We start from the raw sequence: 22,171 nt of genomic DNA on the forward strand, positions 1-22,171 counted from the left end.
CCCCAGCCCATCCGTGTCCCACGGCGCCCACCGTGGTGCCCCACCCGGAAACCGGTGATTGTCACGATGGCCATGACCGCAAGCCCGCCCGCCGGCGCCGTGACGGCACTCCGCGCGCTGACGCGCGTGCGGATGTCGGCGCGCTCGATCGTCCCCGGCCGCCAACGATGGGAGGTGAACCTCATCCGCGGCAGACCGGCGCTGGCCCGGCAGACCGAGGCATCGCTCCGCCGGACCTCGGGCATCGAGGAGGCGAGCGTCAGCCCCGTCACGGGGCGGGTGCTGCTGCGGCACGACCGCACCCTCAGCCCGCGCGAGGCCGCCCGGCTGCTGCACCAGGCGGTGGACCGGGCCCTCGTCGGCCTGCGCGCTTCCGCGGCGGATCTGCTCGGCCTCGCCCCGGCACCCCCGTCGCACCCGAACGGGGTGCCGGAAACACGCCGGGTGCCGGGACCGCGTCCCGCACCGGGCACACGTCCGGCGCGCCGGCAGGGGGCCGGCGGCAGGAGTGGCGAAGGCCCCGGGCGCTGGCTGCCCAAGGTGTTCGCGGCCGGAGGTGTGCTCGCGGCGGCCGTCGGGGGAGGGCCGCTCCTCCTGAAGCTGCTCGGCCGCCCCCTCATCACCCTCGGACTCGCGACCGCCGCGACCGTAGGTGTCGTCAGACAAGCCTGGCGAAGAGCCGACCGCGCGCGGGAACAGTCGGGTGAGTCCGCCCCGCGCAGCCACGCGCTTCGGCGCATCATCGGGAACAACAAGCGCAAGTTCGGCCTCGCGGCCACACTGTCCGCGCTCTCGCAACTGGCCGAGATGGCGCTGTTCGCGCTGACCCCCTCGATCGTGCTGCTGCTCGCCAAGGGCGGGAGCGCCACCCTGACCAGGATGGGCGTCATCGGAGTCACCGCCCAGTTGTCGACGCTGGTCGGCGCCGCAGGACTGGCCTGCGTCGCCATGGCGGGCCTGGGCTACGGCGCGGGCGTCGCCTGGCGGGGAGTGGCACAGGACGTCGAGGACGACTGGCGCACCCGCACCTACGCGCACATCCAGCACGTGGCACCGGCCGACCTGGAGGACGAGCGCGTCAGCCGCGTCAACACGGTCCTGTCCGAGGACATCAGCCAGCTGGGTGTCTTCGTCGGCTCCCACATGCACGACGTCGTGCAGATGGGCGCCAGCCTCGCACTGCTCGTCCCCATGTTCCTGCTGCTCGCGCCGCAGATCGCGTGGGTCGCCTTCGCACCCGTCCCGCTCGTCGCCTGGCTTTCCTTCCGCTTCCACGAACGCGCGGTCGCGGGCAACGCCCTCGCGGGCGAGCAACGCGAGCAACTGAACAGCAGGGTGACCGAGAACCTCCACGCCCACACCACCGTCAAGTCCACCGTCGCCGAGGAGCACGAGATCGCACGTGTCGGCGCGCTGAACCGCAAGTGCAGCGACATCAACCGCTCGACGGGACGCAGCGCGGCCCTGCCGCCCCAGATCCTGCGGCTGGCCGGTGGTTCGGCGCTGGTCGGTACGGTGCTGCTGGGCGGCAGGTCCGTGCTGCGGGGCGAGCTGCCCACCGCCGCTTTCGGCCCGCTGATCGAACTGCCGGGCATCGCCATGCTGCGGCTGTCCCGGCTGGGCAGCGTCTCCGACCAGTACCAGCGCACCGTCACCGCGCTGGACCGGGTGGAGCGGCTGCACGACCTCCCCGTCGAGCCCGTCGACGAGGGTCGCCCCATGCCGCTCCACGAGGTGAAGGGCGAGATCGAACTGCGGCAGGTGACCTTCGCCTACCCCGGAAGGCCACCGGTGCTGCGGGACACGTCCCTGGTGATCCCGCCGGGCCGGACCACCGCCATCGTCGGCACCACGGGCGCGGGCAAGACCACCATCGCCAAACTGCTCATGCGCTTCCACCACCCCGAGCGGGGACGGATGCTGCTCGACGGCACCGACGTGCGCACCCTGGCCCTGCCCGACCTGCGCCGCGCGATCGGATACGTCACCCAGGAGCCGTTCCTGTTCGACGCGACGATCGCCGACAACATCCGCTACGGCGCCTTCCACGCCACCGAGGAGCAACTCGTCGCCGCGGCCCGCACCGCGGGCGCCGACGAGTTCATCGACACCCTGCCCGACGGCTACGCCACGCGGGTCGGCGACCGGGGCGCCGCGCTGTCCGGCGGGCAGAAACAGCGCATCGCACTGGCCCGCACGATCCTGCGCGACCCACCTGTCGTCATCCTCGACGAGGCCACCTCGGCCATCGACAACGCCACCGAGGCCACCATCCAGCAGGCACTCCAGGTGTTCGGACAGGACCGCACGATGGTCGTCATCGCCCACCGGCTGTCCACCGTCCAGGGCGCCGACCGGATCTACGTCATGGGCCGAGGCGGACTCGTCGCCGAACAGGGCACGCACGAGGAACTGGTGGCGAACGGAGGCATGTACAGCGCCCTGTGGAAGTTGCAGGCGGGCCAGCCGACACCCGCTCAGCCGCACTCGCCCGACAGCACCTGCCTGCCCCCTGACGCCCCTTACCGCTGAGATCCAGGAGCGCTGAGATGACACACGCGACCAACCCGTTCGAGGACGAAGAAGCCCGCGCCCTGGTGCTCGTCAATGACGAGGGCCAGCACTCACTGTGGCCGTCCTTCGCCGATGTGCCCGACGGCTGGACCGTCGCCTTCCCCGAGAACACCCGGCAGGCGTGTCTGGACTACGTCGAGAAGACGTGGACGGACATGCGCCCGCGCGGTCTCGTCGAGGCCATGGAGAGCGGACGGTGCGGAAGGTGAGGCCGTCGGCAGCCGGACAGCACCGTGCCGGTCCCGGCGAAGCGAACGACGAACCACCGTCACCCGGGGATTCCGCCCTGGAACACCCGCTCACCCGCCGAGCCTTCCAGGACGCCGATGTGTATGCCCCGGAATTCCGCGCCGTTCTCGCCCGCCACCCCGCGCTGGCAGACCTCACCTCCCGCGTCACCGGCTTCCTCGACACACATCTGCCCGAACCCGTCACGGAGGAGAGCCCTCAGCCCTGCTGGCTCAGCCTGCGCAGATCCGCGGCGCGGGCCGGACTGACAGGGATCGATCTCGCGCCCGCCCCGGCCGAGCAGGCCGGCAGCAACGGCCATGGCCTCGCGGAGGGCCGGGACGCGACGGCGGCCGTCCCTCCCGGACTCGGGCCCGTAGCCCAGGGGCTGGCGATGTTCCTCGCCGGGCAGCGGGACTGCGACGCACGGGAGGTCTTCGGCTCGGGACACGGCGCCATGACCCTCCGGTACGGCGGCCCCTCCACCGCCCGCATGGTCCGCACCCGTGTCGTGGACCGGGGCGAGGTGGCGGGCGTGGCGTCCAGCGAACCGCACTCCGGGTCCGATCTGCGGGGCCTGCGCACCATCGCGGTCGATTACGGCGACCACCTGCTGCTCTCGGGCACGAAGGGCCTGGTCAGCAGGGTCGAGGAGGCCGTCGGGTTTGTCGTCTTCTGCAAGGTGGTCGGGCCCGAGCAGGCCGCCGCGGCGGACACCGACGGCGCCGCGCTGCGCGGAGTGCCCCTGTCGGCGCTCTGGCTGCCGATGGACACCACCGGCGTCCTGACCGAGACCGCAGCGCCGCTCGGCCTGCGCGGATGGAGCCTGGGACGCCTGCGTTTCGACGGTGTGCGGATCGGCAAGGAACTGCTGCTCGGGGCGCCCGGGGACGGCCGCCGCATCTTCGACACCCACTTCTCCCACTGGCGCCTGATGATGGCGCTGGTCTGCCTGGGCGCTGCGACGGCCACGATCGAGGAGACGATGGCCCGTGCCCGTCGGCGCAGCGTCGGACGCGTCTCCCTGGCGAACGTACCCTCCGTGGTGTCCCGTCTGGGCACCGCGGCGGCCGAGGTGCAAGCGGCCACCGCCTGGTGCTTCTCCCTCCTGGAGCGGATCGGGCAGGACGGTGCCGGTGGCGGGGCCGACGTGGCGGTCTGCTCCGCCGCCAAGGCGCTCGCCACCGACACCTCCTACCACGCCGTCGATCTCGGGCTCCAGCTCCACGGAAGCGAGGGATACACCCGTTGCACACCTCTGGAGAAGCGCCTCCGGGACATCCGGGGCCTGCGCATCGCCGACGGCCCCAACGACACCCTCTACAGCGTCCTCGCCCACTCCCTCCTCACGGGGTCCAGGCCGGGCCCGCTGGTGGTGGCCCAGCGCCGGGCGTGACGCTCACACACCGGGCCCTGTCACGCCTTGGTGGCGAGTGGCCGCCATGCGTTCCAGGTGTCGAGCCGCCGCTGATACGCGGCTTCGACGACCGGATAGGGATAGGCGCCGAGGAAGAGCCGCAGGGGCGGTTCGTCGGCGTCGACGAGCCGCAGGACGACATCGGCCGTCGCCTCCGGATCCTGCGGCGCGCGGGCGGTGGCACCCGCCCTGCGCGCCTCGCGGACGGGTTCGTAGGCGGCGAGAGGCTCGGTGTGCACCGCGGAAGTGCCGGACCAGTCGGTGCCGTAGGGGCCGGGTTCGACGAGGGTGACGTGGATACCGAGCGGACCGACCTCCTGGGCCAGCGCCTCGCTCATCCCCTCCAGCGCCCACTTCGAGGCGTTGTAGAGCCCGAGGGTGGGGAATGCGGCGAGGCCGCCGAGGCTGGACACCTGCACGATGTGGCCGCTCCGCCGGGCCCGCAGGAACGGCAGCGCGGCCTGTGTCACCCACAGTGGGCCGAACAAGTTGGTGTCGAGCTGGGCGCGGGCCTGTTCCTCGGTGGTCTCCTCGACCATGCCGAACAGACCGTAGACCGCGTTGTTGACGACGACGTCGAGGTGGCCGAAGGCGTCGACGGCCTGCCGCACGGCGGCGGTGGCGGCCACCCGGTCGGTGACGTCGAGACGGAGCGGGAGCACACGGTCCCCGTAGGTGTCGACGAGGGGACGCAGGGATGCGGTGTGGCGCGCTGTGGCGGCGACGCGGTCGCCGCGCGCGAGAGCGGCAGCGGCCCAGATCCGGCCGAAGCCGCGGGACGCGCCGGTGATGAACCAGGTCTTCATGCCCCCGACTCTGCGCGGCCCACCGGCCCGGCAGCCAGCACCCCGCGAGGGTTACCCTCCCCACCATGGCCACCGACAACGTCCTGGGGGAGTTCCTGAAGGCCCGGCGCGGACGGGTCCCGCCCACGAAGGCGGCCGGCGCGACGCCGGGCAGGCGCAGGGTTCCGGGGCTGCGCCGGGAGGAGCTGGCACGGCTGGCCGGTATCAGTGAGCCGTATCTGACCCGGCTGGAACAGGGCGTCGACCGTCACCCCTCGCCGCAGGTGCTCCAGGCGCTGACGCGGGCGCTGGAGCTGGACGACGACGCCTCGGCGTATCTGTGCGCGCTCGCGCGGCCGGACTCCGTACCGCCTCCGGAGCCCGGCGTCGCCCCGGACGTGCGTCAGTTGCTCGACTCGTGGCCCGGCAGCCCGGCGTATGTGCGCAACCGGCGGTTCGACGTGCTGGCCGCGAACAAACCGGCCCGCGCGCTCGCCCCGATGTACGGGCCCGGACACAACCTGGCCCGGGACGTGTTCCTCGACCCCGGGGCCCGCCGGCTGTTCCCCGACTGGCCCCGGATCGCCGCGCAGACCGCCGCCGCACTGCGTGCCGAGGCAGACCCGCGCGATCCCAGGACCGCCCGGCTCGTCGCCGAGCTGGAGGCGGACGCGGACTTCCGCCGCCTGTGGGCGCGGCACGACGCGCGCCCCTCCCGCGACGAACTGAAGCGGTTCGCGCATCCCGAGGCGGGGGAGCTGGCACTGCGGCGGCAGACCCTCACCGTCGGCGGTGCGGAGCAGCAGGTGATCATCGTCTATCAGGCGGTGCCGGGCAGCCCCTCAGCCGCCGCCCTCGACCGGCTTCTCTGATACCGGCTCGTCCGGCACGGGCGTTCAGGGAGAGCGGCTTTTTGCGGGCCGGTCAGGAGAGCTTTTTCTTGAGCATCCCGAGATAGAACGGCAATTTCTCCACGGCCTTCTTCGGCACCTCGTAAACCTCCACCTCGTCGCGCAGGCGATTGGTGATGGTGAGCGTGTACGTCCCGTTGGAGTGGTGCACTTCCGCGGAGTACATGACTTCCGCGGCGGTGGTCTCAGCCGCATCAGGGGAATCTTCCGTGACGGATTTTTCCATTGTGAACTCCTGACTCGATATCAACGTGGAGAATGGTGCTCACAAGCTGGCCCACGCCGCACCGTAGGTCACCCGATGACAGAAAAGATCAATGGTGCCGAGGGTGCATCCGAAAGGGTGAACATCGGGCTCTCGTCAGTGAGGAGGTTGTGCCGGAAGCTAAGGTCGGATCATGAGGACACTGCTGGAAAACCCGGCATTGCTGCGAGAAGGGTTGTGCTGAACATGCTCCCTGTGATTCCTGTCTTCTTGGTCGGAGCGGCTTCGGCGCCTCTCATGAAGAAGATCATTCGAGGGACGGTCAAATCCTCCATGAAGCTGGCATTGGATGCCAAGCGAGTGGCGCACGAGATCAACGAGGATATGAGTGACATCGCCGCCGAGGCGACGGCTGAAGTGTTCGCTTCGGACCTTCAGGGTGAATCGGGGACGTCGCGGCAGACCACCAAAAAGGCCCGCTCGGGAAACGTCAGCACATGAGGCGGCACACGAGAAGCGATTTCCGTCCTTGAGCGGCCCAGGGCGCCCGGAACCGCGGCGCCCGGAACCGCAGGGCCCTCTCGGCGGGTCCGGGGAGCCGGTCAGTCGCCGTCGCCGGTGTGCCGCTCCAGCGCCTCGCGCAGACGTCGCGACGCTCCCCGCGTGTGCCGGGCCATCGCCGCTCGGGCGGCCTCCGCGTCCCCCTGCTCGACGGCTTCAAAGATCGGCACGTGGTCCTCGTAGGCCACCTCGCGCGGGCGGACCTCGCCGGTGCGCTCGACCCAGCCGCGCTGGATCATCGCGCGCATGCCCTTGAGCATGTCCCGCAGGACCGTGTTGCCGGAGATCTCGGCGAGGGCGGCGTGGAAGGCCGTGTCCGCCTCGGCGAACTCCGTGTCCGGGCAGTCGCGCATCGTCGCGAGCCGGGCGCGCAGCAGCTCCACCCCGGCCTCGTCGCGCGCTTCGGCGGCGAGGCCCGCGACGACGGCCTCCAGCTCTGCGCGGGCCTGGAGCATGCCCTTCGCGCCGCGCTCGCCGAGCACCAGCCCCAGCTCGAACAGCCGGTACAGGACGTCGGAGTCGGTGCCGCGGAAGTATGTGCCGCTCGACTGACGGATCTCCAGGAGGCCCAGGAAGCCGAGGGACTTGATGGCCTCGCGCACGGTCGGCCGGTTGACTCCGAGCGTCTCGGTGAGCTGGCGTTCCGAGGGGATGCGGTCGCCGGGCCGCACCGCACCGGACATCAGGTAGTCGATGAGCCGGCGCGAGACCTCGGCGGCCAGCGGCTCCCGCGGCTCGACCGTGATTCTCGACAGTTCGGCCATGGATTCCCTCACTTCGCTGTTGACGATCAGCCGGGAGTCCAGTGACTCACCGGCCGACCGGTACACCGGCGAGCCTTCCCGGGCCCGCGCCCTCCCCGCAGACGCGCTCACGGTCGGCCGACCACGGGGCGGACGGATCCGCGGAGGAACTGCGCGCGTTCTTCCGCCCCTACCGGTGAGCGGGCGGCCGGGCTGAGGGTGCCACTTCGGCTGCGGGCGTACGGGCTCAAAGCGGAGGGGCCTCCGTTAGTGCTAGGCTCAACTAGCGGAGGCGCCTCCACTTCATTTACCGTCACCCGAGGAACGGACTCCCACGATGTCCACCACCCCTTCCCCCGAGCCGTCCGAGTTCTCCGACGTCACAGCCACCGGCGCGCCGCGCCCGGGAGGCGCGGGACCGCTCGTCGGCCGCACCGTCTCCCGCGTCGGCTACGGGGCGATGCAGCTCGAGCGCCTGCACGGCGACCGCGCCGCGGCCGTCGCGATCCTGCGCCGGGCCGTCGAGCTGGGCGTCGACCACATCGACACCGCCCAGTTCTACGGCGACGGCTTCGTCAACGACGTCATCCGGGAGGCGATCGGCCCCGAGGACGGCGTCCTCGTCGTCAGCAAGGTCGGTGCCGATCCCAACCCCGGCGGTCCCGTCCCGCTGCGTCCTGCGCAGCGGCCCGAGGAGCTGCGGGCGAGCGTCGAGGACAACCTCACCAGCCTCGGGCTCGCACAGATCCCGCTGGTGAACCTGCGCCGCCTTGACACCGGGCCAGGGCTGCGGGCCGAGGGGGACCAGGCCGTCGATCTCGACGACCAGCTCGCTGTCATGACCGCCCTCCGGGACGAAGGCAAGATCGGCGCGATCGGGCTCAGCAGCGTGACCCTCGAAGGGCTGCGCCGGGCACTCCCCGCGGGCATCGCCTGCGTGCAGAACGCCTACAGCCTCGTGGCACGCGACGACGAGGACACACTGCGACTCTGCGCCGCCGAGAACATCGCCTGGGTGCCGTTCTTCCCGCTCGGCGGGGCCTTCGCCGGGCTGCCCAAGGTGACCGACGAACCGGCCGTTCTCCAGGCGGCACGGTCCCTGGGCGTCACACCCTCGCAGGTGGGCCTCGCCTGGCTGCTCCACCACTCCCCGAACACGCTCCTCATCCCCGGCACCGCGAACGCCGGGCACCTTGAGGCGAACGTCGCCGCGGGCACGGTCACGCTCGACGACGCGACACTCGCCGCGCTCGACGCGGTTCCCACGCGGTCCGGAGACATCGTGCTCGACTGACCGCCCGGCGTGAGCGGAGCGGCGCCGTCGTGCCGGTCCATGAGTGGGCGTGGACCGGCACGACGGTGGTGTGACGCGTCCTCAGCTCACTTCCGCGTCACCGTTCACTCACTCACCCAGTCACTCACCACCGGGTTGCCGTCGCGACGGGCGTCACCTGTAGGTGATGTCCGACGTGCTGTACTTGCAGTACGTGCCGTCGGGGCCCGAGCCGTTCTTGGTGGGCTCGTCGCCGTCGTCGTTCCCGATGTACTTCTGGCACGGCACGATCTTCTTGCTGCTGTCCCCGACGATGGTGATGCCGCGGAGGGTCAGCGAGTCGCCGTAGTTGGTGTTGATGCCGCCGATGACACTGCCGGGCGCGGTGATCTCCGTGTTGCTGACGCTGATGGTGCGCTTGTATTGGGTCGAGCAGTTGCCGCAGGACCGCACGAAGGTCTTGAAATCCTGGCCCGCGAAGTTGGAGATGTTCAGCGTGCCGCCGCCGTTGAACTGGAAGATCTTGTCAGCGGCCTTGCGTGCACCGCCGCCGCTGACCGTGTAGGTCTCGCCGCTGCCCCGGAAGGTGGCCGCGTCCTCGCCGACGTCCTCCCACCACACGTTCTGGAGGGTGCAGCTACCGGAACAGTGGATACCGTCGGCGGCCGGGGCGCCGATGATGACGTTCTTCAGCGTCGCACCGTCGGCCAGCTTGAAGATCGGGTCCTGGCCCTCGTCCTGGCCGTCGCCGCCCAGGTCCCCGGTCCCGTAGTAGCGCTTCATGCCGCCGTCGACGGTACCGCTGATGCTCTTGGTGGCGCTGACGCCCTCGGAGCCGTTGGGGGAGGGCCATGTCGCGGCCGACGCGGTCGACATCGTCAGCCCGGAGGCCAGCGCCCCGAGAACGAGGGCGCCGACGCCGAGGCCGCTGCCCGTGATGATCCGCTGTCTTTTGGTGAGGCGCCTGCGGTGGAGGCTGGTCATCGTTGGCTCCTTGTGGGGAGGGAGAAGACGGGGGTCACGCCCGTGCCCTGCGGAGAGGAGGCCCGGCCGGTGCGGCCGGGCCTCCGGTGTCCTTCGCCGGGGCATGTGACGTCCGGACGGTTGCGCTGTCCGTGTCTCCTCGTCGCCGCGGGAGCGGGATAGGTTGCCGGGAGTTCCGAGAATTTCTTCGCCGGTGAACCCCCGGCCCCCTGTGGGCGGTCAGCGGTCGGTGGCCAGGGCACCGCAGTTGGTGCCGACGCGCGAGACGCCCTCCCCGCCGATGACGCCGCCCCAGTTGACGCACTTGCCCGCCGCGTCCACGTAGACGGGACCGGCGTACGAGCGGTACTCGCCGATGTCCTCCTCCGGCTTCGGGTCGATGGCGTCACTGGTGATGAGGCTGGCGACCATGAAGACCGGGTCGCCCGGAGTGTTCCGGACGGTGACGACGCAGTTGGTGCCGATGTTGGAGTTGTAGGTGAGGAAGACGGTGCCTGATGTACCGATGGGCGCGGAGTTGACGACCTTGTAGCCGCTTCCGCAGGCGCCGTTGTAACTGGCACGGGCCGCCGCCTGAGCCTGCGGACCGGTGAAGAGGAGCAGCCCGCAGCCAGTGGCGGCGGTGACGGCCGCGGCGGTGACCGCGCGTCGGGTGAGCTTCATGGGTTCCCCGTTTCCGTTGTGGTGGTGCACACGGTGGCGTCCTGACGCCACTGGGTACGACCGGTCGGCACCGGGGCACGTTGTACGGGAGCGGTGTGTGTGACGAAACGCGGACAATGCGCGGCGTGCTCGCCCCCTTCCAGGAAAATGGGGCGCGCTCGGGGGAGTGCCGACGGTACGGTCCCGGGATGCCTGATGAGGACGGTTACTTCGGGGAAAGTATCGCGGCCGCCTACGACGAGTCGTCGTCGGACATGTTCAGCGCGGAAGCGGTGGATCCCGCGGTCGATGTGCTGGCCGCCCTCGCGGGGGACGGGCCCGCGCTCGAATTCGGCATCGGTACGGGCCGTATCGCCCTGCCACTGGCCGGGCGTGGTGTGCCGGTGCACGGCATCGACATGTCCCGGGCCATGCTGTCCCGGCTGCGCGCCAAGCCCGGCGGCGACGCCATCGGCGTGACGGTCGGCGACTTCGCGACGACGCGGGTGCCGGGCCCCGGCACGGACGTGGACGTGGACACGGGTGCGGGTGCGGGGGCGGGTGCGTTCGCCGTCGTCTACCTCGTCTTCAACACCATCAACAACCTGACGACCCAGGACGCCCAGGTGGCCTGCTTCCGCAACGCGGCGGCGCACCTGCGGCCCGGTGGCGCCTTCGTCATCGAGGTGGGTGTGCCCGATCTGCGACGGCTGCCACCGGGGCAGAACGCGGTGCCGTTCCACATCGGCCCGACGGGGTGGGCGTTCGACACCTATGACGTCGCCACCCAGGCCACGGCCTCCCACTACGTCACGCTCACCGACGGACGCCCCGAGTACCACTTCTTCCCGTTCCGGTACGTGTGGCCGTCCGAGCTGGATCTGATGGCGCGGCTCGCCGGGCTGCGGCTGCGCGCCCGGTGGGAGGGGTGGTCGCGGGCCCCGTTCACCAGCGAGAGCACCGGCCATGTCTCGGTCTGGGAGAAGCCCGCCGACTGACGCGGGCGAGGGAGCCGGGCCGACTACGCCTTGAGCAGTTCTTCGCTCAGTTCCCAGAGCCGTCGGGCGGAGTCCGGGTCGAGGGAGTGCGACATGGCGGTGGACGTGGGGTGTGCCGGGTCGAAGGGCCTGACCTCGTCGTCCAGTTCCGAGATGTCGCTGTTCCGCAGGTACACCCCGCCGATGCCGTCGAGGAGCGGGCTGGTGGCCGCGAACACGAGGGTGGCGGCGCCCTGCTGCGGTGTCTTCTTCTCGCGTTCGGGGTCGATGACGGGCCGTCCCGCCGCGTCGATCAGACCCATGGCCCGCAACTGCTCCTGCCCCGCTGAGCTGTTGAGGCTCGTACCGGCGACGATGCCGGGGTGTGTGGCATAGCCGCGGATGCCGTCCTGTGCCCAACGGCGGTCCAGCTCGACGGCGAAGAGCACGTTGGCCGTCTTGGACTGGGCGTAGGCGAGGTTCTTGTCGTAGCCGGAGGCGAGGTGCGGGTCGTCCCAGTGGATGCCGGACATCCGCTGGGCGCCGGAGGTCACATTGACGACGCGGGCGCGGCCGGCGGCGCGCAGCGCGGGCAGCAGGCGCTGGGTCAGGTGGAAGTGGCCGAGATGGTTGGCCGCGAACTGCACCTCGTAGCCGCGTGCTTCCACGGTCCGTTCGTCGGGCGCGGGGACACCGGCGTTGTTGATGAGGATGTGCAGCGGTCTGCCGGTGCCGAGGACGCGTGCGGCGAAGGCGTCGATCGACGCGGGGTCGAGGAGGTCCAGCCGGTCGGCCTCGACGTTCTCGATCCCGGACAGGGCCCGCGTGGCGTTGCCCGGATCGCGCGAGGCCGTGATGACGTGCGCACCGGCCTTGGCCAGGGCGCGGGTGGCTTCCAGGCCGATTCCGGCGTGGCCTCCCGTGATGACGACGTTCTTGCCGGTCAGATCGGTGCCCGCGAGGACCTCGTCGGCTGTCGAGGCCGCGGTGAAGCCGGATCCGAGAGGGTGCTGTTTCTGATTCATGCGGCCACGCTAGGAGCCGGGGCGCGTACGGTGAATAAGTGACAGTTCACATTTCCTTCGCGATCGTTCAGACATGCTGAGCGACCCGATGTCCGAGGTCTTCGACCTCATCGAGATCCGCGGTCTGATGACAGGTGGCTTCACCGCCCGTGGCGCGTGGGTGGCCCGCGATCGCCGCCTCACACACCGCCTGAAGTTCATCGCGGTCGCCCGCGGCCGGGCCCGGCTGACAGCTGGTGGCCCCGAAGGCACTGGCGGCGCCTGTCGCCAGCTCGACCTCGAACCCGGCGATGTCGCCATCCTGAACAACCGGACCTGGCTGGAGGTGCGGGGAGGCCCCGAGGACGAGGACCCGTACGAGATCGACGTGGAGGGCGCGACAGCCTTCCCGGTCGACGAGGCGGGCACCGACACACTTCTCGGCGGCCACATCGTCCTCAACGCGATCGGCGAGGCGCTGCTCCTGCACGCACTGCCGCCTGTGGGCCATGTCCGGGCCGCGACCACCACCGTCCCCCTGCGCGCCAGGCTGGACCAGCTCCTCGACGAAGTGGCCTGCGACCGCGTCGGCTCCGCCTTCGCCATCCGCCAGCACGGACAGCTCCTGGTGCTCGACATGCTGCGCGTCCACCTCGGCCGGGCCGCCCTTCCCCCGGGCCGGCTGCGGGTGCTGACCGACGAGCGGCTGCACGCGGCGGTGGCCCTCATGCACGGCGAACCGGGCAGAGCCTGGAAGCTGGAGACGCTGGCACGCGCCGCGTCCATGTCGCGTACGGCATTCGCCACCCGCTTCCGCGAGGTGGCGGGCACACCGCCGCTCACCTACCTCCACCAATGGCGCATGCTCCTGGCACAGCGCGCCCTGCGGGAGGGCGACGGGCACATCGGCGCGCTGGCCGCGGAGCTGGGCTACTCGTCGGAGAGCGCCTTCAGCACCGCGTTCAGACGCGAGGTCGGGGAACCGCCGCTGCGGTACAGGAAACGCGTCCGCGAGGAAGGCGCCGGGCCCGGTCGCAGGGACCGGCAGGGCCGGGACGGGTCGGCGACGGGCGGGCTCAGGGGTGTCTCGTGACCGCCTCGTCAGCCACCGGGGCCAGTGTCCGAGGGGGCCACGGAACCGGGCGGCTCGTCGGCGTCGTCCGGCCGGGCTGCGGGAGCGAGCCGCTGGGCGAGGGTGCGGGTGTGCGGTGGCTGGGCCAGGAGTGCCACGGCCGCCCCCTGCTCGCGCTCCAGCGCCCGCGCCGCCGCGCGCAGCGCACGGATGCGCGCACGCATCCGCCATCTGCTGCGCCACGGCTGCCACAGCGCCCGGAGCAGGAGCTGCGCCGTCGCCTCCCGGTACTCCTCGCACGCCGTCATGAGGCCGTCCAGGGACTCGCCCAGTACCCCGCCGACGCGCAGATCGACGAGCCTGATCACCTCGCACTGCACGGCACGTTCCTCGCCGCCGCCCGCGAAGTCACAGGACTCTGCGCGGTATGCCGGCGGAGAGCGACGCCACCACCAGACCGGAGACGGCTTCGCGCAGCACGCGCTCCGCGTCGCTGCCGTCCTCCAGCACGGCCGAGAGCCCCAACTCCCGTGTGACCAGTGACTGTTGGCCCGTCCTGTACGGGGCGGGACGCCCGGTGCGGCGCGGCACGATGTCGCACACCCCGGCACCGACGAGCCACACACGCTGAAGCTCGTCCATGACGGCGGCACGCAACTGGCGGCGCTCGTGGTTCCTGGAGACGTAGGTGGTCACCGCGGCGCCCACGACACCGCCGACCGTGGTGTACGCCAGATCCATCAGTCCGGGCAACAGGCCGCCTTACGCCGTCGGAGAGGACATGGCAGGCCCCGGCTCGGACCGGGGAGGGCGGGACGGGCCCGTCCCCGATACGTGCCGAGTGTGCCGGGTACCGGGGGTACCGGGCGTGCCGGTGTGAGCGGGTGCCCGGCGTGGTGCGTCAGATGGCGGCGGGGGTGTCCTCCTGCTTCGGCGCGTCCGCGGCGGGAGTGGTGGCGGAGTAGAACACCGACTTGTTCTGCTTGCTGCGGTCGGCCTGGCCCTTGGCGACGAGTGCTTCGAGTGTGTTGCGTACGACAGTGGTTCCGAACTTGCGTTCCGGGTGCGCCTGGGTGAGCGCCGTGGTGATCTCGGCCGCTGAGCGCGGCTCGCTCAGCCCGCTGAGGTGTCCCGCGACGAGCTCGCGGAGAGTGGGCTGGCCTGCGGAGCGGGCCGAGGTGGCACGGGACTTGGCCGCGCCCGGCTTCTTCTTCCCGGCAGCGCCCGCCGTGCTCGCCGTCTCCTTGGCCTTGGCGGTGCGTGCGGTGCCCCTGGGCTTGGCGGGCTGCGCGTTGTCCTTGGACTTGCGCGCCTTGGGGAGCTTGGCGCCCTTGCGCGATGCGGCGGAGCCGGAAGCCTTGGCGCGCGGTGCTGCGGCCGCCTGCTCGCCGCCGAGTGCCTGCCGCATCTCCACCAGCAGGGCGTGGTCCTCCTCAAGGCCGCGCAACTGCTCCTGAAGGGCGGTCACTTCCTCACCGATACGTTGCTGCTCGCGCTCGTTGTGCTCCAGGTCCGAGGTCACCTGGGAGGCGTACTGGGACTTCAAGTTGGTGGTGTCCTTGGCGGTTTCCGGCATGACGCCTCACTTTCGGGATCTGTGCGGTTGCTGGTGGCGGATGGTACTCCACACAGTGCGTACGTGACGTCCTCGTGTGCGAGGAGGTGTGTGCGCGGTGTGCGGTGTGACCACGTGAAAGACCGCCTTCCCGAAACCATGCCGCACACTCGCACGAGAACGGGAAACACCCACACGTGAACGCGGAACGCGCGCGGGAAGCACGGCACGCACGGGAAGCACGGCACGCACGACAGGAAGTCCCGCTCCGCGCCGGGGATATCCGGTGTCATGTCACGGCCCCGGCTGCGACACTCACGCGCATGGACGAGGAGATGACGCGGCTGCGTGCCGCCGCCGTCGAGTGGGCGGCCGGGGGTGCGGAAGCACAGCGGGGCGCGACGGTCACGCGGGAGCTGGTGTCGGAGAGCGGCCTGCGCCGGTTCGTGCTCGTCGAGGGGCTCAGCGACCAGGTCGCGCTGGAGACTCTGGCCGCGCGGCACGGCAGGGACCTCGCGGCCGAGGGCATCTGCGTCGTCCCGCTCGGCGGCGCGACGAGCATCGGCCGCTTCCTCGCCCTGCTGGGCCCGCAGGGGCTCGACGTCGCGCTCGCCGGCCTGTGCGACGCGGGCGAGGAAGCCTTCTTCCGCCGTGCGCTGGACCGCGCCGGTCTCGGCTCCCCGCGTGCGCGCGGCGGGCTGGAGCGGCTGGGCTTCTACGTGTGCGTCGCCGACCTGGAGGACGAACTGATCCGCTCACTCGGCGCCGCCACCGTGCAGCGCGTGGTCGAGGAGCAGGGGGAACTGCGCGCGTTCCGCACCCTCCAGAAGCAGCCGGCGCACCGGGGACGGGCCGTCGAACTCCAGTTGCGGCGCTTCATGGGCAGCCTCGGCGGCCGCAAGGCCCGCTACGCGCGCTCCCTCGTCGAGGCACTGGATCCGGCGCACGTCCCCGAGCCGCTGGAGCGGCTGCTCGGCCACATCTGACGCGTGTGTGTACTGGTCAGCGGTAGCCGTGCGCGTCGGCGGGCTTGCCCGGGTCCTGGACCTCGACCATGTACCGCCAGAAGTCCGGACGGCTGCCGTCCCGGTCGGTGAAGCCGTAGACCTGTGCGAGCCCGCCGCTGGACAGCGACCGCTTGTTCCAGCGCCCCACCTCGGGGTCGGCGGCCAGCGCGGCGACCGCCCGGCCGACGAAGGAGGGGGACTCGGACATGCAGAAGTGCGGTTCGTCCGCCACCGCGTCGCGCCAGTTCTCCTCGGTCACCCCGAAGTGGTCGAGCATGAGCTCCGAGCGCATCCAGCCGGGGGTGAGCGCCACCGCCGTGCCGCCGCGCGGAGCCAGTTCGTGGCCGAGGGAGAAGGCCATGCGCAGCACGGCGGTCTTGGCGAGGTCGTAGAAGAACGAGACCCGGTAGGTGTCCCGGTTGTACTCGGCGGTGCCGTCGGTCATCTCGACCACCAGGCCCCTCTCCCCGCGCAGCAGCAGGGGCAGGGCGTGGTGGCTGGTGACGGCGTGGGTCTCGACCGCGAGGCGCAGCAGCCGCAGCCCCTTGTCCAGGTCGTGCTCCCACACGGGCGAGTCCCACGCGAAGAGGTGCTCACTGCCCCAGATGTCGTTGACCAGGACGTCCAGCCGCCCCTGCTCCGCTTCGATCCGTCCCACGAGCGCGCGGACCTCGGCGGGCACGAGGTGGTCGGTGGGGACGGCGATGCCCCGGCCGCCCGCCTCTGTCACCAGGTCGGCGGTGTCCTCGATGGTCTCCGGGCGGTCGTACTCCGACCGTCGGCCCCGGGTGCTCCGGCCGGTGACGTAGACGGTGGCCCCGGCAGCGCCCAGCTCGACCGCGATCCCTCTGCCTGCCCCGCGCGTCGCCCCCGCGACGAGGGCGGCCTTGCCCTCCAGTGCTGCGGACATGTGTGTCCTTCCCTGTCCGGTCCGTGCCGCACCCTCGTGCGGCGTGAGGACCATGGTCACCGGGAATCCCGACACCTCATGTCGGGTTTCCCGGGCGGTTTTCCGAGGTGACGTGCGGTTCTCCGAGGTGACGGGAGTGGACGGGGGCGGGCCGTGGTGGCGGTGGATACTGACACCGCTTACGGACACGGACGAGGAGAACGAGCAGTGACCACCGACAACCGCACAGGACCGCCCCGCTCGGGAAGCGAGCGCGACACACTGCGGGCCTTTCTCGACTACCACCGCGCGACCCTCGCCATGAAGTGCGAAGGGCTCACCGACGAGCAACTGCGGCAGCGGTCGATGCCGCCCTCCACGCTGTCGCTGCTCGGCCTGGTGCGGCACATGGCGGAGGTGGAACGTGCCTGGTTCCGCCGGGTGTTCGAGGACAACGACGTGCCCCTGGTCTGGTCCGACAGGACCGACTTCCAGGCGGCGTACGACGCGAGCGCGTCGACCCGTGAGGAGGCGTTCGGGGCCTGGGAGGCCGAGGTGGCGCACTCGCGGCGGATCGAGCGGGAGGCCGGGTCGCTGGACGTGGCCGGGTACCAGCCGCGGTGGGGCGAGGAGGTGTCACTGCGGATGGCGATGGTGCACGTGCTCATGGAGTACGGCCGCCACAACGGGCACGCGGACTTCCTGCGGGAGGGCGTCGACGGAACGGTGGGCGCCTGAGCCGACGGCGCAGTCCGCCTGAGCCGACGACGGTGGCCCGTCGCCGTCGCCGTCGCCGTCGGCTCAGGCGGGCTGCGCCTGGAACGAGGCCCGGTACGCCTGCGGGGTGAGGCCCACCACGCGCTTGAAGCGCTCGCGGAAGGCCGTCGGCGAGCCGAACCCCGCCTGCGTGGCGATGCGTTCGACGCCGTACTCCGTGGTCTCCAGAAGGAACTGCGCCCTGCGCACCCGGGCCCGCAGCAGCCACTGCAACGGCGTGGTGCCCGTCTGCTCACGGAACCGGCGGCTGAAGGTGCGCTCGCTCATCCCGCACCGCGCCGCCATGGCCTCCAGGGTGAGGTCCTGGCCGAGGTTGTCCTCGATCCAGGCGAGGACCGGTTCGAGGAGCGAGCCCCGTGGCACAGGAGGCTGCTCGTGGACGATGAACTGGGCCTGCCCGCCCTCCCGTTCCAGAGGCATGACCGACAGCCGCGCGGCGTCGGCCGCCACGGCGGATCCCAGATCGCGGCGGATCATGTGCAGACACAGGTCGAGACCGGCGGCCGCGCCCGCCGAGGTGAGGAACTGGCCGTTGTCGACGTAGAGCACGTCCGGCCGGACGTCGACCAGCGGGAACCGCTCGGCCAGCGCCCGCGCCGCCAGCCAGTGTGTCGTCGCGCTCAGCCCGTCCAGCAGGCCCGTGGCCGCGAGGATGAACGCTCCGCTGCATATCGACGCGATGCGGGTGCCCGAAGCGGCGGCGGCGCGCAGCGCGTCGAGTGCCTCCGGCGGCGGGGGCGGCGCGGTCTCGGCGCAGCCGGGCACGATGACCGTGTCCGCGTCCGCCAGCGCTTCCAGGCCCCACGGCGGGCGCATGGTGAACGCCTCGCCGCGCACCTCCGGAGTGGGCCCGCAGAGCCGCACGGTGTACGGGCGGCGGCCGTCGGGCAGGCGGGTGCGTCCGAACACCTCGATGGGTGTCGCCATGTCGAAGGGGACGACATCGTCCAGGACCAGGATCGCCACCGTATGCATGAGGCCAACAGTAAACGGTTTCCCGCCAGTGGCGGTACGGGGTGGGTGTGCGGCATCGTCGCACGTCACGGCGCTGGCGAGAATCCGTTGGTATGTGGCGGTCCAGCCCATGGGGTGAGGGACGGGACCGGCTTAGCGTGCTCACGGAGACACCGATGACCTGTTCCTGCGTGAGAAAGCAACCACACATGTCAGCACGCACATCCGCGTACGCGCCCGTCGAGAGCACCCATGGCAGGGCAGCGCCGCCGACCCGCGTCGAGCGTGCCGTGGTGGCCGGGACGACGGGGCCGGGTGCGCGCCGATGACGAAGTTCCTGCTCTCCGTGCACGTCCTCGCCGCCATCATCGCGATCGGTCCGGTGACCGTGGCCGCCAGCATGTTCCCGGCGGCCTTCCGCCGTGCCGCGGCGGCTCTCCTCCCCGTCGGCGCCGACACCAGCGGCACCGGTGCTGGAGGTGTCGGCGCCGGAGACACGGGTGCGGACACGGGTGCGGGCGCGGCCGCCACCGTCCGTGTGCTGCACCGGATCTGCCGCGTCTACGCCGTCATCGGGCTGGCGGTGCCCGTCTTCGGGTTCGCCACGGCCAGCAGCCTCGGCGTACTCGGTGACACCTGGCTGATCGTCTCCATCGTCCTCACCCTGCTCGCCGCCGTGGTCCTGGGAGCGGTGGTACTGCCCCGTCAGGAGGCACTGCTCGACCAGCTCGACGCGGGCACACCGCCCACGGAACGCGGCGCGAGCGCGCGGCTCGCCATGTTCACCGGCGTCTTCAACCTGCTGTGGGCCGTGGTGACCGTGCTGATGATCGTCAGGCCGGGCTCGACGACGGGAGCGTGACCGGCCGCCAGAGCCGCCAGGACCATCAGAGCCGCCGGGGCCGCCCGTCGCCCTAGAATCGCCGTACGGCCCCGACGGCGCCCCCGGCCGAGAGCGGTGCGATGAGCGAGCCTTCCAGCAACGACGGGATGCGTGTGCGGCCTCCGGTGTCCGGGGGCCGCAGGGGACACGGGGCGGGGCCGTGCGGGCCGCGAGCCTGAGCCGGTCCGGCGTCGTGGAGGTGCGGGACTTCCCGCTGCCCGTGCCAGGGGCCGGTCAGGTGCTGGTCGTGATGCGGTACGCGGCGATCTGCGGCTCCGACCTCCACGTCGTCTACGACGGTTTCCACGACGACGACTTCCTGAACCGGCCCGGCTATCCGGGACACGAAGGCGTCGGCCATGTGGTGGACAGCCGTGCACCAGGCATCGCGGCGGGCACACCGGTCCTCACCGTCCCGTACGGCACGCGCGGCGGGTGCTTCGCCGAGTACCAGGCCGTCGACGCCACACACGTCGTCCCCCTGCCCGAGGGGGCCGATCTGCGCCGCTCGCTGCTCGCACAGCAACTCGGCACCACGCTCTACGCCATGAAGAAGTTCCTGCCCTCCTCCAGACTGTCCGACGGGCTCGCGCCCCGCAGCGCCGTGGTCATCGGCGCCGGGTCGGCCGGGCTCTTCCTCCTCCAGCAGCTCGTCGCCCGCGGCATCGAGGTGGGCGTCTCCGACCTGAACGCGGACCGCCTCGCGCTCGCCGACCGCCTCGGCGCCGCCCGCACCGCGCTGGAGCCCGGCGCGTCCGTCGTCGAGGCGACACTCGCGGCTACGGACGGCGTCGGCGCCGATCTGGTCATCGAGGCGGCCGGTTACGACGTGGCACGCGCCGCAGCCGTCGAGTGCGTCCGCGAGCGGGGCACCGTCGGCTTCTTCGGCTTCCCCGAACGCAAGGGCGACGCGCCCTTCCCCGTCGAGCGGGCTTTCCGCAAGGCGCTCACCATGGAGTGGGCCAACGGCACCCAGTCCGAACCCGGACTCGTCTCGTTCCGTGCCGCTGTCGAGGCCATCCACACGGGCGCCGTCACCGTGGACCACTGCCTGGAGAACATGTATCCGCTGGAGGAGACACCGGCCGCGTTCGCCGCCGCGCGGGCCCACGGCAACGGCACGGCCAAGGTCGGGCTGTTCATGCCGGGGGCCGTGATGCCGGGTGCGGTCTCGGTCGGCCGAGGCGGGTGACCGCGCCCGGTGGGACGCGGGGTGTGTGTGGCGCGGGGTGTGCGGGGTCAGCCGCCGGGGGACGTGACGCGCGCGTACGTATGGTGCTGCGGCTCCGGCACGCGCAGTCCCTCGCGCACCGCCGCGTGCACCGCCCTGGCCAGCGGGGCGCCGATCCGCGACCGGGTTCCGCCGTAGCTCTCGGCGGGGCCGTGCGGCGGGCAGACGAGCACGACGGCATCGGTGCAGGTGCCCGTGCCCGGCACCCCCGCCTCCAGCAGCGCCTGCGTCTTGGCCTCGGTCACCGTGGCCACCGCGTTGATCATCGCCGCCTCGGACAGCCGCACCGGCAGCGCGGCGACCACGTTGACGGTGCCCGGCGTGCCCGGCGCGGGCGCCGCCACCGTGGGCTCCGGCGCCGCGGCCCACAGCGGGACGCCCACACCCGTCGTCGCGGTGACCGTCACACCGTCCTCGTTACGCGTCACCCGGTGCCGTACGTCGACGGCCGTCATCAGCCCCGTACCGGGACCCGCGCACCCCAACTCCTCGCCGACGCGCCGCAGATGGGCCTCGGGCGCTGACAGGTCGGCGTCGGGGGAGACGGTGGCGTTGAGCACCCAGCGGCGCTCGCCCAGGCCGCCGCCGTACGGGCCGGAGGAGACGGTGAGCAGGGGCCGCGGAAAGCGCCAGACCAGCACGGGGAGCGCGGCCGACCAGTGAAGGGAAGGGTGCACCCGTTCATCCTCACCGCCGCGCGGGGCGCGCTCGTGCCCGCGGGGGCATGAGTTGGCTCACGTCACCCCCGGGCCGCGTCGGCCGCACGGGATGTACGGGATGTACGGGACGGGGGGCGTACGGGACGCGTGCGTCCGGCACGCCGTGGTGCCGATGTGCGGCGCGCATCCGCGTACGGCTATAGCGTGGGCACCCACCAAACGCCGCCGCTCGCGGGGCCGGTGGCGGTTCGGCACCCGGCCCCGCCGGTTCGTTTCTACAGTGCTGTAGGTTTTCGGCACTCGTCATACGACGCGACGCACCGCGCACGACGCATACAACGCGATGCACCGCACCGCACACCGGGAGGAAAAAACGTGGGAGTCTCACTGTCCAAGGGCGGCAACGTCTCGCTCAGCAAGGAAGCGCCCGGCCTGACCGCGGTCACCGTCGGCCTGGGCTGGGACGTGCGTACCACCACCGGCACGGACTTCGACCTGGACGCCAGCGCGCTGCTGGTGGACACGGGCAGCAAGGTCGTCTCCGACCAGCACTTCGTCTTCTTCAACAACCTCACCAGCCCCGACGGCTCGGTCCAGCACACCGGTGACAACCTCACCGGTGAGGGTGAGGGCGACGACGAGCAGATCAAGGTCAACCTGGCGGGCGTTCCCGCGGAGGTCGACAAGATCGTCTTCCCGGTCTCCATCCACGAGGCCGAGGGCCGCCAGCAGAGCTTCGGCCAGGTACGCAACGCCTTCATCCGCGTCGTCAACCAGGCCGACAACAACGAGCTGGCCCGCTACGACCTCAGTGAGGACGCCTCGACGGAGACCGCCATG

The 22,171-nt window shown here is 71.5% G+C and carries 25 protein-coding genes; 13 read left to right on the top strand and 12 right to left on the bottom strand.

What is annotated here, in order from left to right; translation table 11 throughout:
- The first annotated feature begins 72 nt into the window (after positions 1–72).
- The 3 genes from ACYVOO_RS20210 (at position 73) to ACYVOO_RS20220 (ending at position 4,198) form a co-directional block, all read left to right on the top strand.
- Complete coding sequence (locus tag ACYVOO_RS20210; RefSeq protein WP_461017048.1) at positions 73–2,532, top strand: ABC transporter ATP-binding protein; 2,460 nt, start codon at positions 73–75, stop codon at positions 2,530–2,532.
- Between the two features lie 17 nt (positions 2,533–2,549).
- The gene (locus ACYVOO_RS20215; protein ID WP_453344186.1) at positions 2,550–2,783 is read left to right on the top strand and encodes an MbtH family protein; all 234 of its coding nucleotides are present in this window, start codon (positions 2,550–2,552) and stop codon (positions 2,781–2,783) included.
- A 119-nt stretch (positions 2,784–2,902) separates the two neighbouring features.
- Complete coding sequence (locus ACYVOO_RS20220) at positions 2,903–4,198, top strand: acyl-CoA dehydrogenase family protein (RefSeq protein WP_461017049.1); 1,296 nt, start codon at positions 2,903–2,905, stop codon at positions 4,196–4,198.
- Positions 4,199–4,218: 20 nt separating this feature from the next.
- Here the strand turns inward: ACYVOO_RS20220 and ACYVOO_RS20225 are convergent, their stop codons facing one another.
- The gene (locus tag ACYVOO_RS20225) at positions 4,219–5,025 is read right to left on the bottom strand and encodes an SDR family NAD(P)-dependent oxidoreductase (RefSeq protein WP_461017050.1); all 807 of its coding nucleotides are present in this window, start codon (positions 5,023–5,025) and stop codon (positions 4,219–4,221) included.
- Between the two features lie 65 nt (positions 5,026–5,090).
- Between ACYVOO_RS20225 and ACYVOO_RS20230 the strand changes: the two genes are divergently transcribed.
- Positions 5,091–5,876 (top strand): helix-turn-helix domain-containing protein, encoded by a 786-nt coding sequence (locus ACYVOO_RS20230; protein ID WP_461017051.1) that lies wholly within the window; start codon positions 5,091–5,093, stop codon positions 5,874–5,876.
- Positions 5,877–5,928: 52 nt separating this feature from the next.
- Here ACYVOO_RS20230 and ACYVOO_RS20235 read toward each other — a convergent pair whose 3' ends face one another.
- A complete protein-coding gene (locus ACYVOO_RS20235; protein ID WP_461017052.1) occupies positions 5,929–6,141 on the bottom strand; it encodes a hypothetical protein in 213 nt (70 codons plus the stop codon).
- Between the two features lie 75 nt (positions 6,142–6,216).
- On the opposite strand from ACYVOO_RS20235, the gene ACYVOO_RS20240 reads away from it, so the two are divergent.
- A complete protein-coding gene (locus ACYVOO_RS20240) occupies positions 6,217–6,621 on the top strand; it encodes a DUF5132 domain-containing protein (protein WP_461017053.1) in 405 nt (134 codons plus the stop codon).
- 101 nt (positions 6,622–6,722) lie between these two features.
- Here the strand turns inward: ACYVOO_RS20240 and ACYVOO_RS20245 are convergent, their stop codons facing one another.
- On the bottom strand, positions 6,723–7,445 hold the full coding sequence (locus ACYVOO_RS20245; protein WP_461017287.1) for a FadR/GntR family transcriptional regulator: 723 nt from the start codon (positions 7,443–7,445) through the stop codon (positions 6,723–6,725).
- 316 nt (positions 7,446–7,761) lie between these two features.
- On the opposite strand from ACYVOO_RS20245, the gene ACYVOO_RS20250 reads away from it, so the two are divergent.
- A complete protein-coding gene (locus tag ACYVOO_RS20250) occupies positions 7,762–8,718 on the top strand; it encodes an aldo/keto reductase (RefSeq protein ID WP_461017054.1) in 957 nt (318 codons plus the stop codon).
- Positions 8,719–8,871: 153 nt separating this feature from the next.
- Here ACYVOO_RS20250 and ACYVOO_RS20255 read toward each other — a convergent pair whose 3' ends face one another.
- On the bottom strand, positions 8,872–9,681 hold the full coding sequence (locus ACYVOO_RS20255) for a pectate lyase (RefSeq protein ID WP_461017055.1): 810 nt from the start codon (positions 9,679–9,681) through the stop codon (positions 8,872–8,874).
- Positions 9,682–9,900: 219 nt separating this feature from the next.
- Positions 9,901–10,344, bottom strand: coding sequence for a spore-associated protein A (locus tag ACYVOO_RS20260; RefSeq protein ID WP_461017056.1), 444 nt, complete (start codon positions 10,342–10,344; stop codon positions 9,901–9,903).
- Between the two features lie 188 nt (positions 10,345–10,532).
- Here ACYVOO_RS20260 and ACYVOO_RS20265 point away from each other — a divergent pair, with 188 nt between their 5' ends.
- Complete coding sequence (locus ACYVOO_RS20265; protein WP_461017057.1) at positions 10,533–11,321, top strand: class I SAM-dependent DNA methyltransferase; 789 nt, start codon at positions 10,533–10,535, stop codon at positions 11,319–11,321.
- 23 nt (positions 11,322–11,344) lie between these two features.
- On the opposite strand, the gene ACYVOO_RS20270 is transcribed toward ACYVOO_RS20265, so the two are convergent.
- Positions 11,345–12,325, bottom strand: a complete 981-nt coding sequence (locus tag ACYVOO_RS20270; RefSeq protein ID WP_461017058.1) for an SDR family NAD(P)-dependent oxidoreductase — start codon at positions 12,323–12,325, stop codon at positions 11,345–11,347.
- 73 nt (positions 12,326–12,398) lie between these two features.
- On the opposite strand from ACYVOO_RS20270, the gene ACYVOO_RS20275 reads away from it, so the two are divergent.
- Positions 12,399–13,397, top strand: a complete 999-nt coding sequence (locus ACYVOO_RS20275) for a helix-turn-helix domain-containing protein (RefSeq protein ID WP_461017059.1) — start codon at positions 12,399–12,401, stop codon at positions 13,395–13,397.
- Positions 13,398–13,405: 8 nt separating this feature from the next.
- Here ACYVOO_RS20275 and ACYVOO_RS20280 read toward each other — a convergent pair whose 3' ends face one another.
- From ACYVOO_RS20280 to ACYVOO_RS20290, 3 genes are all read right to left on the bottom strand, one after another.
- Positions 13,406–13,756, bottom strand: coding sequence for a hypothetical protein (locus ACYVOO_RS20280; RefSeq protein ID WP_461017060.1), 351 nt, complete (start codon positions 13,754–13,756; stop codon positions 13,406–13,408).
- Between the two features lie 28 nt (positions 13,757–13,784).
- Positions 13,785–14,129, bottom strand: coding sequence for a hypothetical protein (locus ACYVOO_RS20285; protein ID WP_461017061.1), 345 nt, complete (start codon positions 14,127–14,129; stop codon positions 13,785–13,787).
- Positions 14,130–14,277: 148 nt separating this feature from the next.
- The gene (locus ACYVOO_RS20290) at positions 14,278–14,952 is read right to left on the bottom strand and encodes a hypothetical protein (RefSeq protein WP_461017062.1); all 675 of its coding nucleotides are present in this window, start codon (positions 14,950–14,952) and stop codon (positions 14,278–14,280) included.
- Positions 14,953–15,254: 302 nt separating this feature from the next.
- On the opposite strand from ACYVOO_RS20290, the gene ACYVOO_RS20295 reads away from it, so the two are divergent.
- Positions 15,255–15,917 carry a TOPRIM nucleotidyl transferase/hydrolase domain-containing protein gene (locus tag ACYVOO_RS20295; RefSeq protein WP_461017063.1) on the top strand — a complete coding sequence of 221 codons (663 nt, stop codon included), beginning with the start codon at positions 15,255–15,257 and terminating at the stop codon, positions 15,915–15,917.
- Between the two features lie 16 nt (positions 15,918–15,933).
- Here the strand turns inward: ACYVOO_RS20295 and ACYVOO_RS20300 are convergent, their stop codons facing one another.
- The gene (locus tag ACYVOO_RS20300) at positions 15,934–16,848 is read right to left on the bottom strand and encodes an SDR family oxidoreductase (protein ID WP_461017064.1); all 915 of its coding nucleotides are present in this window, start codon (positions 16,846–16,848) and stop codon (positions 15,934–15,936) included.
- Between the two features lie 207 nt (positions 16,849–17,055).
- Between ACYVOO_RS20300 and ACYVOO_RS20305 the strand changes: the two genes are divergently transcribed.
- Entirely contained in the window at positions 17,056–17,565 is a 510-nt protein-coding gene (locus ACYVOO_RS20305; protein WP_461017065.1) for a DinB family protein, read from the top strand.
- Positions 17,566–17,628: 63 nt separating this feature from the next.
- Here the strand turns inward: ACYVOO_RS20305 and ACYVOO_RS20310 are convergent, their stop codons facing one another.
- Entirely contained in the window at positions 17,629–18,579 is a 951-nt protein-coding gene (locus tag ACYVOO_RS20310) for a GlxA family transcriptional regulator (RefSeq protein WP_461017066.1), read from the bottom strand.
- A 304-nt stretch (positions 18,580–18,883) separates the two neighbouring features.
- Between ACYVOO_RS20310 and ACYVOO_RS20315 the strand changes: the two genes are divergently transcribed.
- A complete protein-coding gene (locus ACYVOO_RS20315; protein WP_461017067.1) occupies positions 18,884–19,420 on the top strand; it encodes a hypothetical protein in 537 nt (178 codons plus the stop codon).
- A 181-nt stretch (positions 19,421–19,601) separates the two neighbouring features.
- Positions 19,602–20,633 (top strand): zinc-binding dehydrogenase, encoded by a 1,032-nt coding sequence (locus tag ACYVOO_RS20320; protein ID WP_461017068.1) that lies wholly within the window; start codon positions 19,602–19,604, stop codon positions 20,631–20,633.
- A gap of 47 nt (positions 20,634–20,680) precedes the next feature.
- On the opposite strand, the gene ACYVOO_RS20325 is transcribed toward ACYVOO_RS20320, so the two are convergent.
- Complete coding sequence (locus ACYVOO_RS20325) at positions 20,681–21,349, bottom strand: adenosylcobinamide amidohydrolase (RefSeq protein ID WP_461017069.1); 669 nt, start codon at positions 21,347–21,349, stop codon at positions 20,681–20,683.
- A 357-nt stretch (positions 21,350–21,706) separates the two neighbouring features.
- Between ACYVOO_RS20325 and ACYVOO_RS20330 the strand changes: the two genes are divergently transcribed.
- Positions 21,707–22,171, top strand: a 465-nt coding sequence (locus ACYVOO_RS20330; protein ID WP_461017070.1) for a TerD family protein, incomplete at its 3' end; no start/stop codon positions are given.

Source organism: Streptomyces daliensis (genome assembly GCF_054782395.1).

Bases quoted from the DNA above. Each gene is read 5' to 3' on its own strand.
- ACYVOO_RS20210 (WP_461017048.1), top strand. From the start codon at position 73: ATGACCGCAAGCCCGCCCGCCGGCGCCGTGACGGCACTCCGCGCGCTG.
- ACYVOO_RS20215 (WP_453344186.1), top strand. From the start codon at position 2,550: ATGACACACGCGACCAACCCGTTCGAGGACGAAGAAGCCCGCGCCCTG.
- ACYVOO_RS20225 (WP_461017050.1), bottom strand. From the start codon at position 5,025: ATGAAGACCTGGTTCATCACCGGCGCGTCCCGCGGCTTCGGCCGGATC.
- ACYVOO_RS20230 (WP_461017051.1), top strand. From the start codon at position 5,091: ATGGCCACCGACAACGTCCTGGGGGAGTTCCTGAAGGCCCGGCGCGGA.
- ACYVOO_RS20235 (WP_461017052.1), bottom strand. From the start codon at position 6,141: ATGGAAAAATCCGTCACGGAAGATTCCCCTGATGCGGCTGAGACCACC.
- ACYVOO_RS20240 (WP_461017053.1), top strand. From the start codon at position 6,217: ATGACAGAAAAGATCAATGGTGCCGAGGGTGCATCCGAAAGGGTGAAC.
- ACYVOO_RS20245 (WP_461017287.1), bottom strand. From the start codon at position 7,445: ATGGCCGAACTGTCGAGAATCACGGTCGAGCCGCGGGAGCCGCTGGCC.
- ACYVOO_RS20250 (WP_461017054.1), top strand. From the start codon at position 7,762: ATGTCCACCACCCCTTCCCCCGAGCCGTCCGAGTTCTCCGACGTCACA.
- ACYVOO_RS20255 (WP_461017055.1), bottom strand. From the start codon at position 9,681: ATGACCAGCCTCCACCGCAGGCGCCTCACCAAAAGACAGCGGATCATC.
- ACYVOO_RS20260 (WP_461017056.1), bottom strand. From the start codon at position 10,344: ATGAAGCTCACCCGACGCGCGGTCACCGCCGCGGCCGTCACCGCCGCC.
- ACYVOO_RS20265 (WP_461017057.1), top strand. From the start codon at position 10,533: ATGCCTGATGAGGACGGTTACTTCGGGGAAAGTATCGCGGCCGCCTAC.
- ACYVOO_RS20270 (WP_461017058.1), bottom strand. From the start codon at position 12,325: ATGAATCAGAAACAGCACCCTCTCGGATCCGGCTTCACCGCGGCCTCG.
- ACYVOO_RS20275 (WP_461017059.1), top strand. From the start codon at position 12,399: ATGCTGAGCGACCCGATGTCCGAGGTCTTCGACCTCATCGAGATCCGC.
- ACYVOO_RS20290 (WP_461017062.1), bottom strand. From the start codon at position 14,952: ATGCCGGAAACCGCCAAGGACACCACCAACTTGAAGTCCCAGTACGCC.
- ACYVOO_RS20295 (WP_461017063.1), top strand. From the start codon at position 15,255: ATGGACGAGGAGATGACGCGGCTGCGTGCCGCCGCCGTCGAGTGGGCG.
- ACYVOO_RS20300 (WP_461017064.1), bottom strand. From the start codon at position 16,848: ATGTCCGCAGCACTGGAGGGCAAGGCCGCCCTCGTCGCGGGGGCGACG.
- ACYVOO_RS20310 (WP_461017066.1), bottom strand. From the start codon at position 18,579: ATGCATACGGTGGCGATCCTGGTCCTGGACGATGTCGTCCCCTTCGAC.
- ACYVOO_RS20315 (WP_461017067.1), top strand. From the start codon at position 18,884: ATGACGAAGTTCCTGCTCTCCGTGCACGTCCTCGCCGCCATCATCGCG.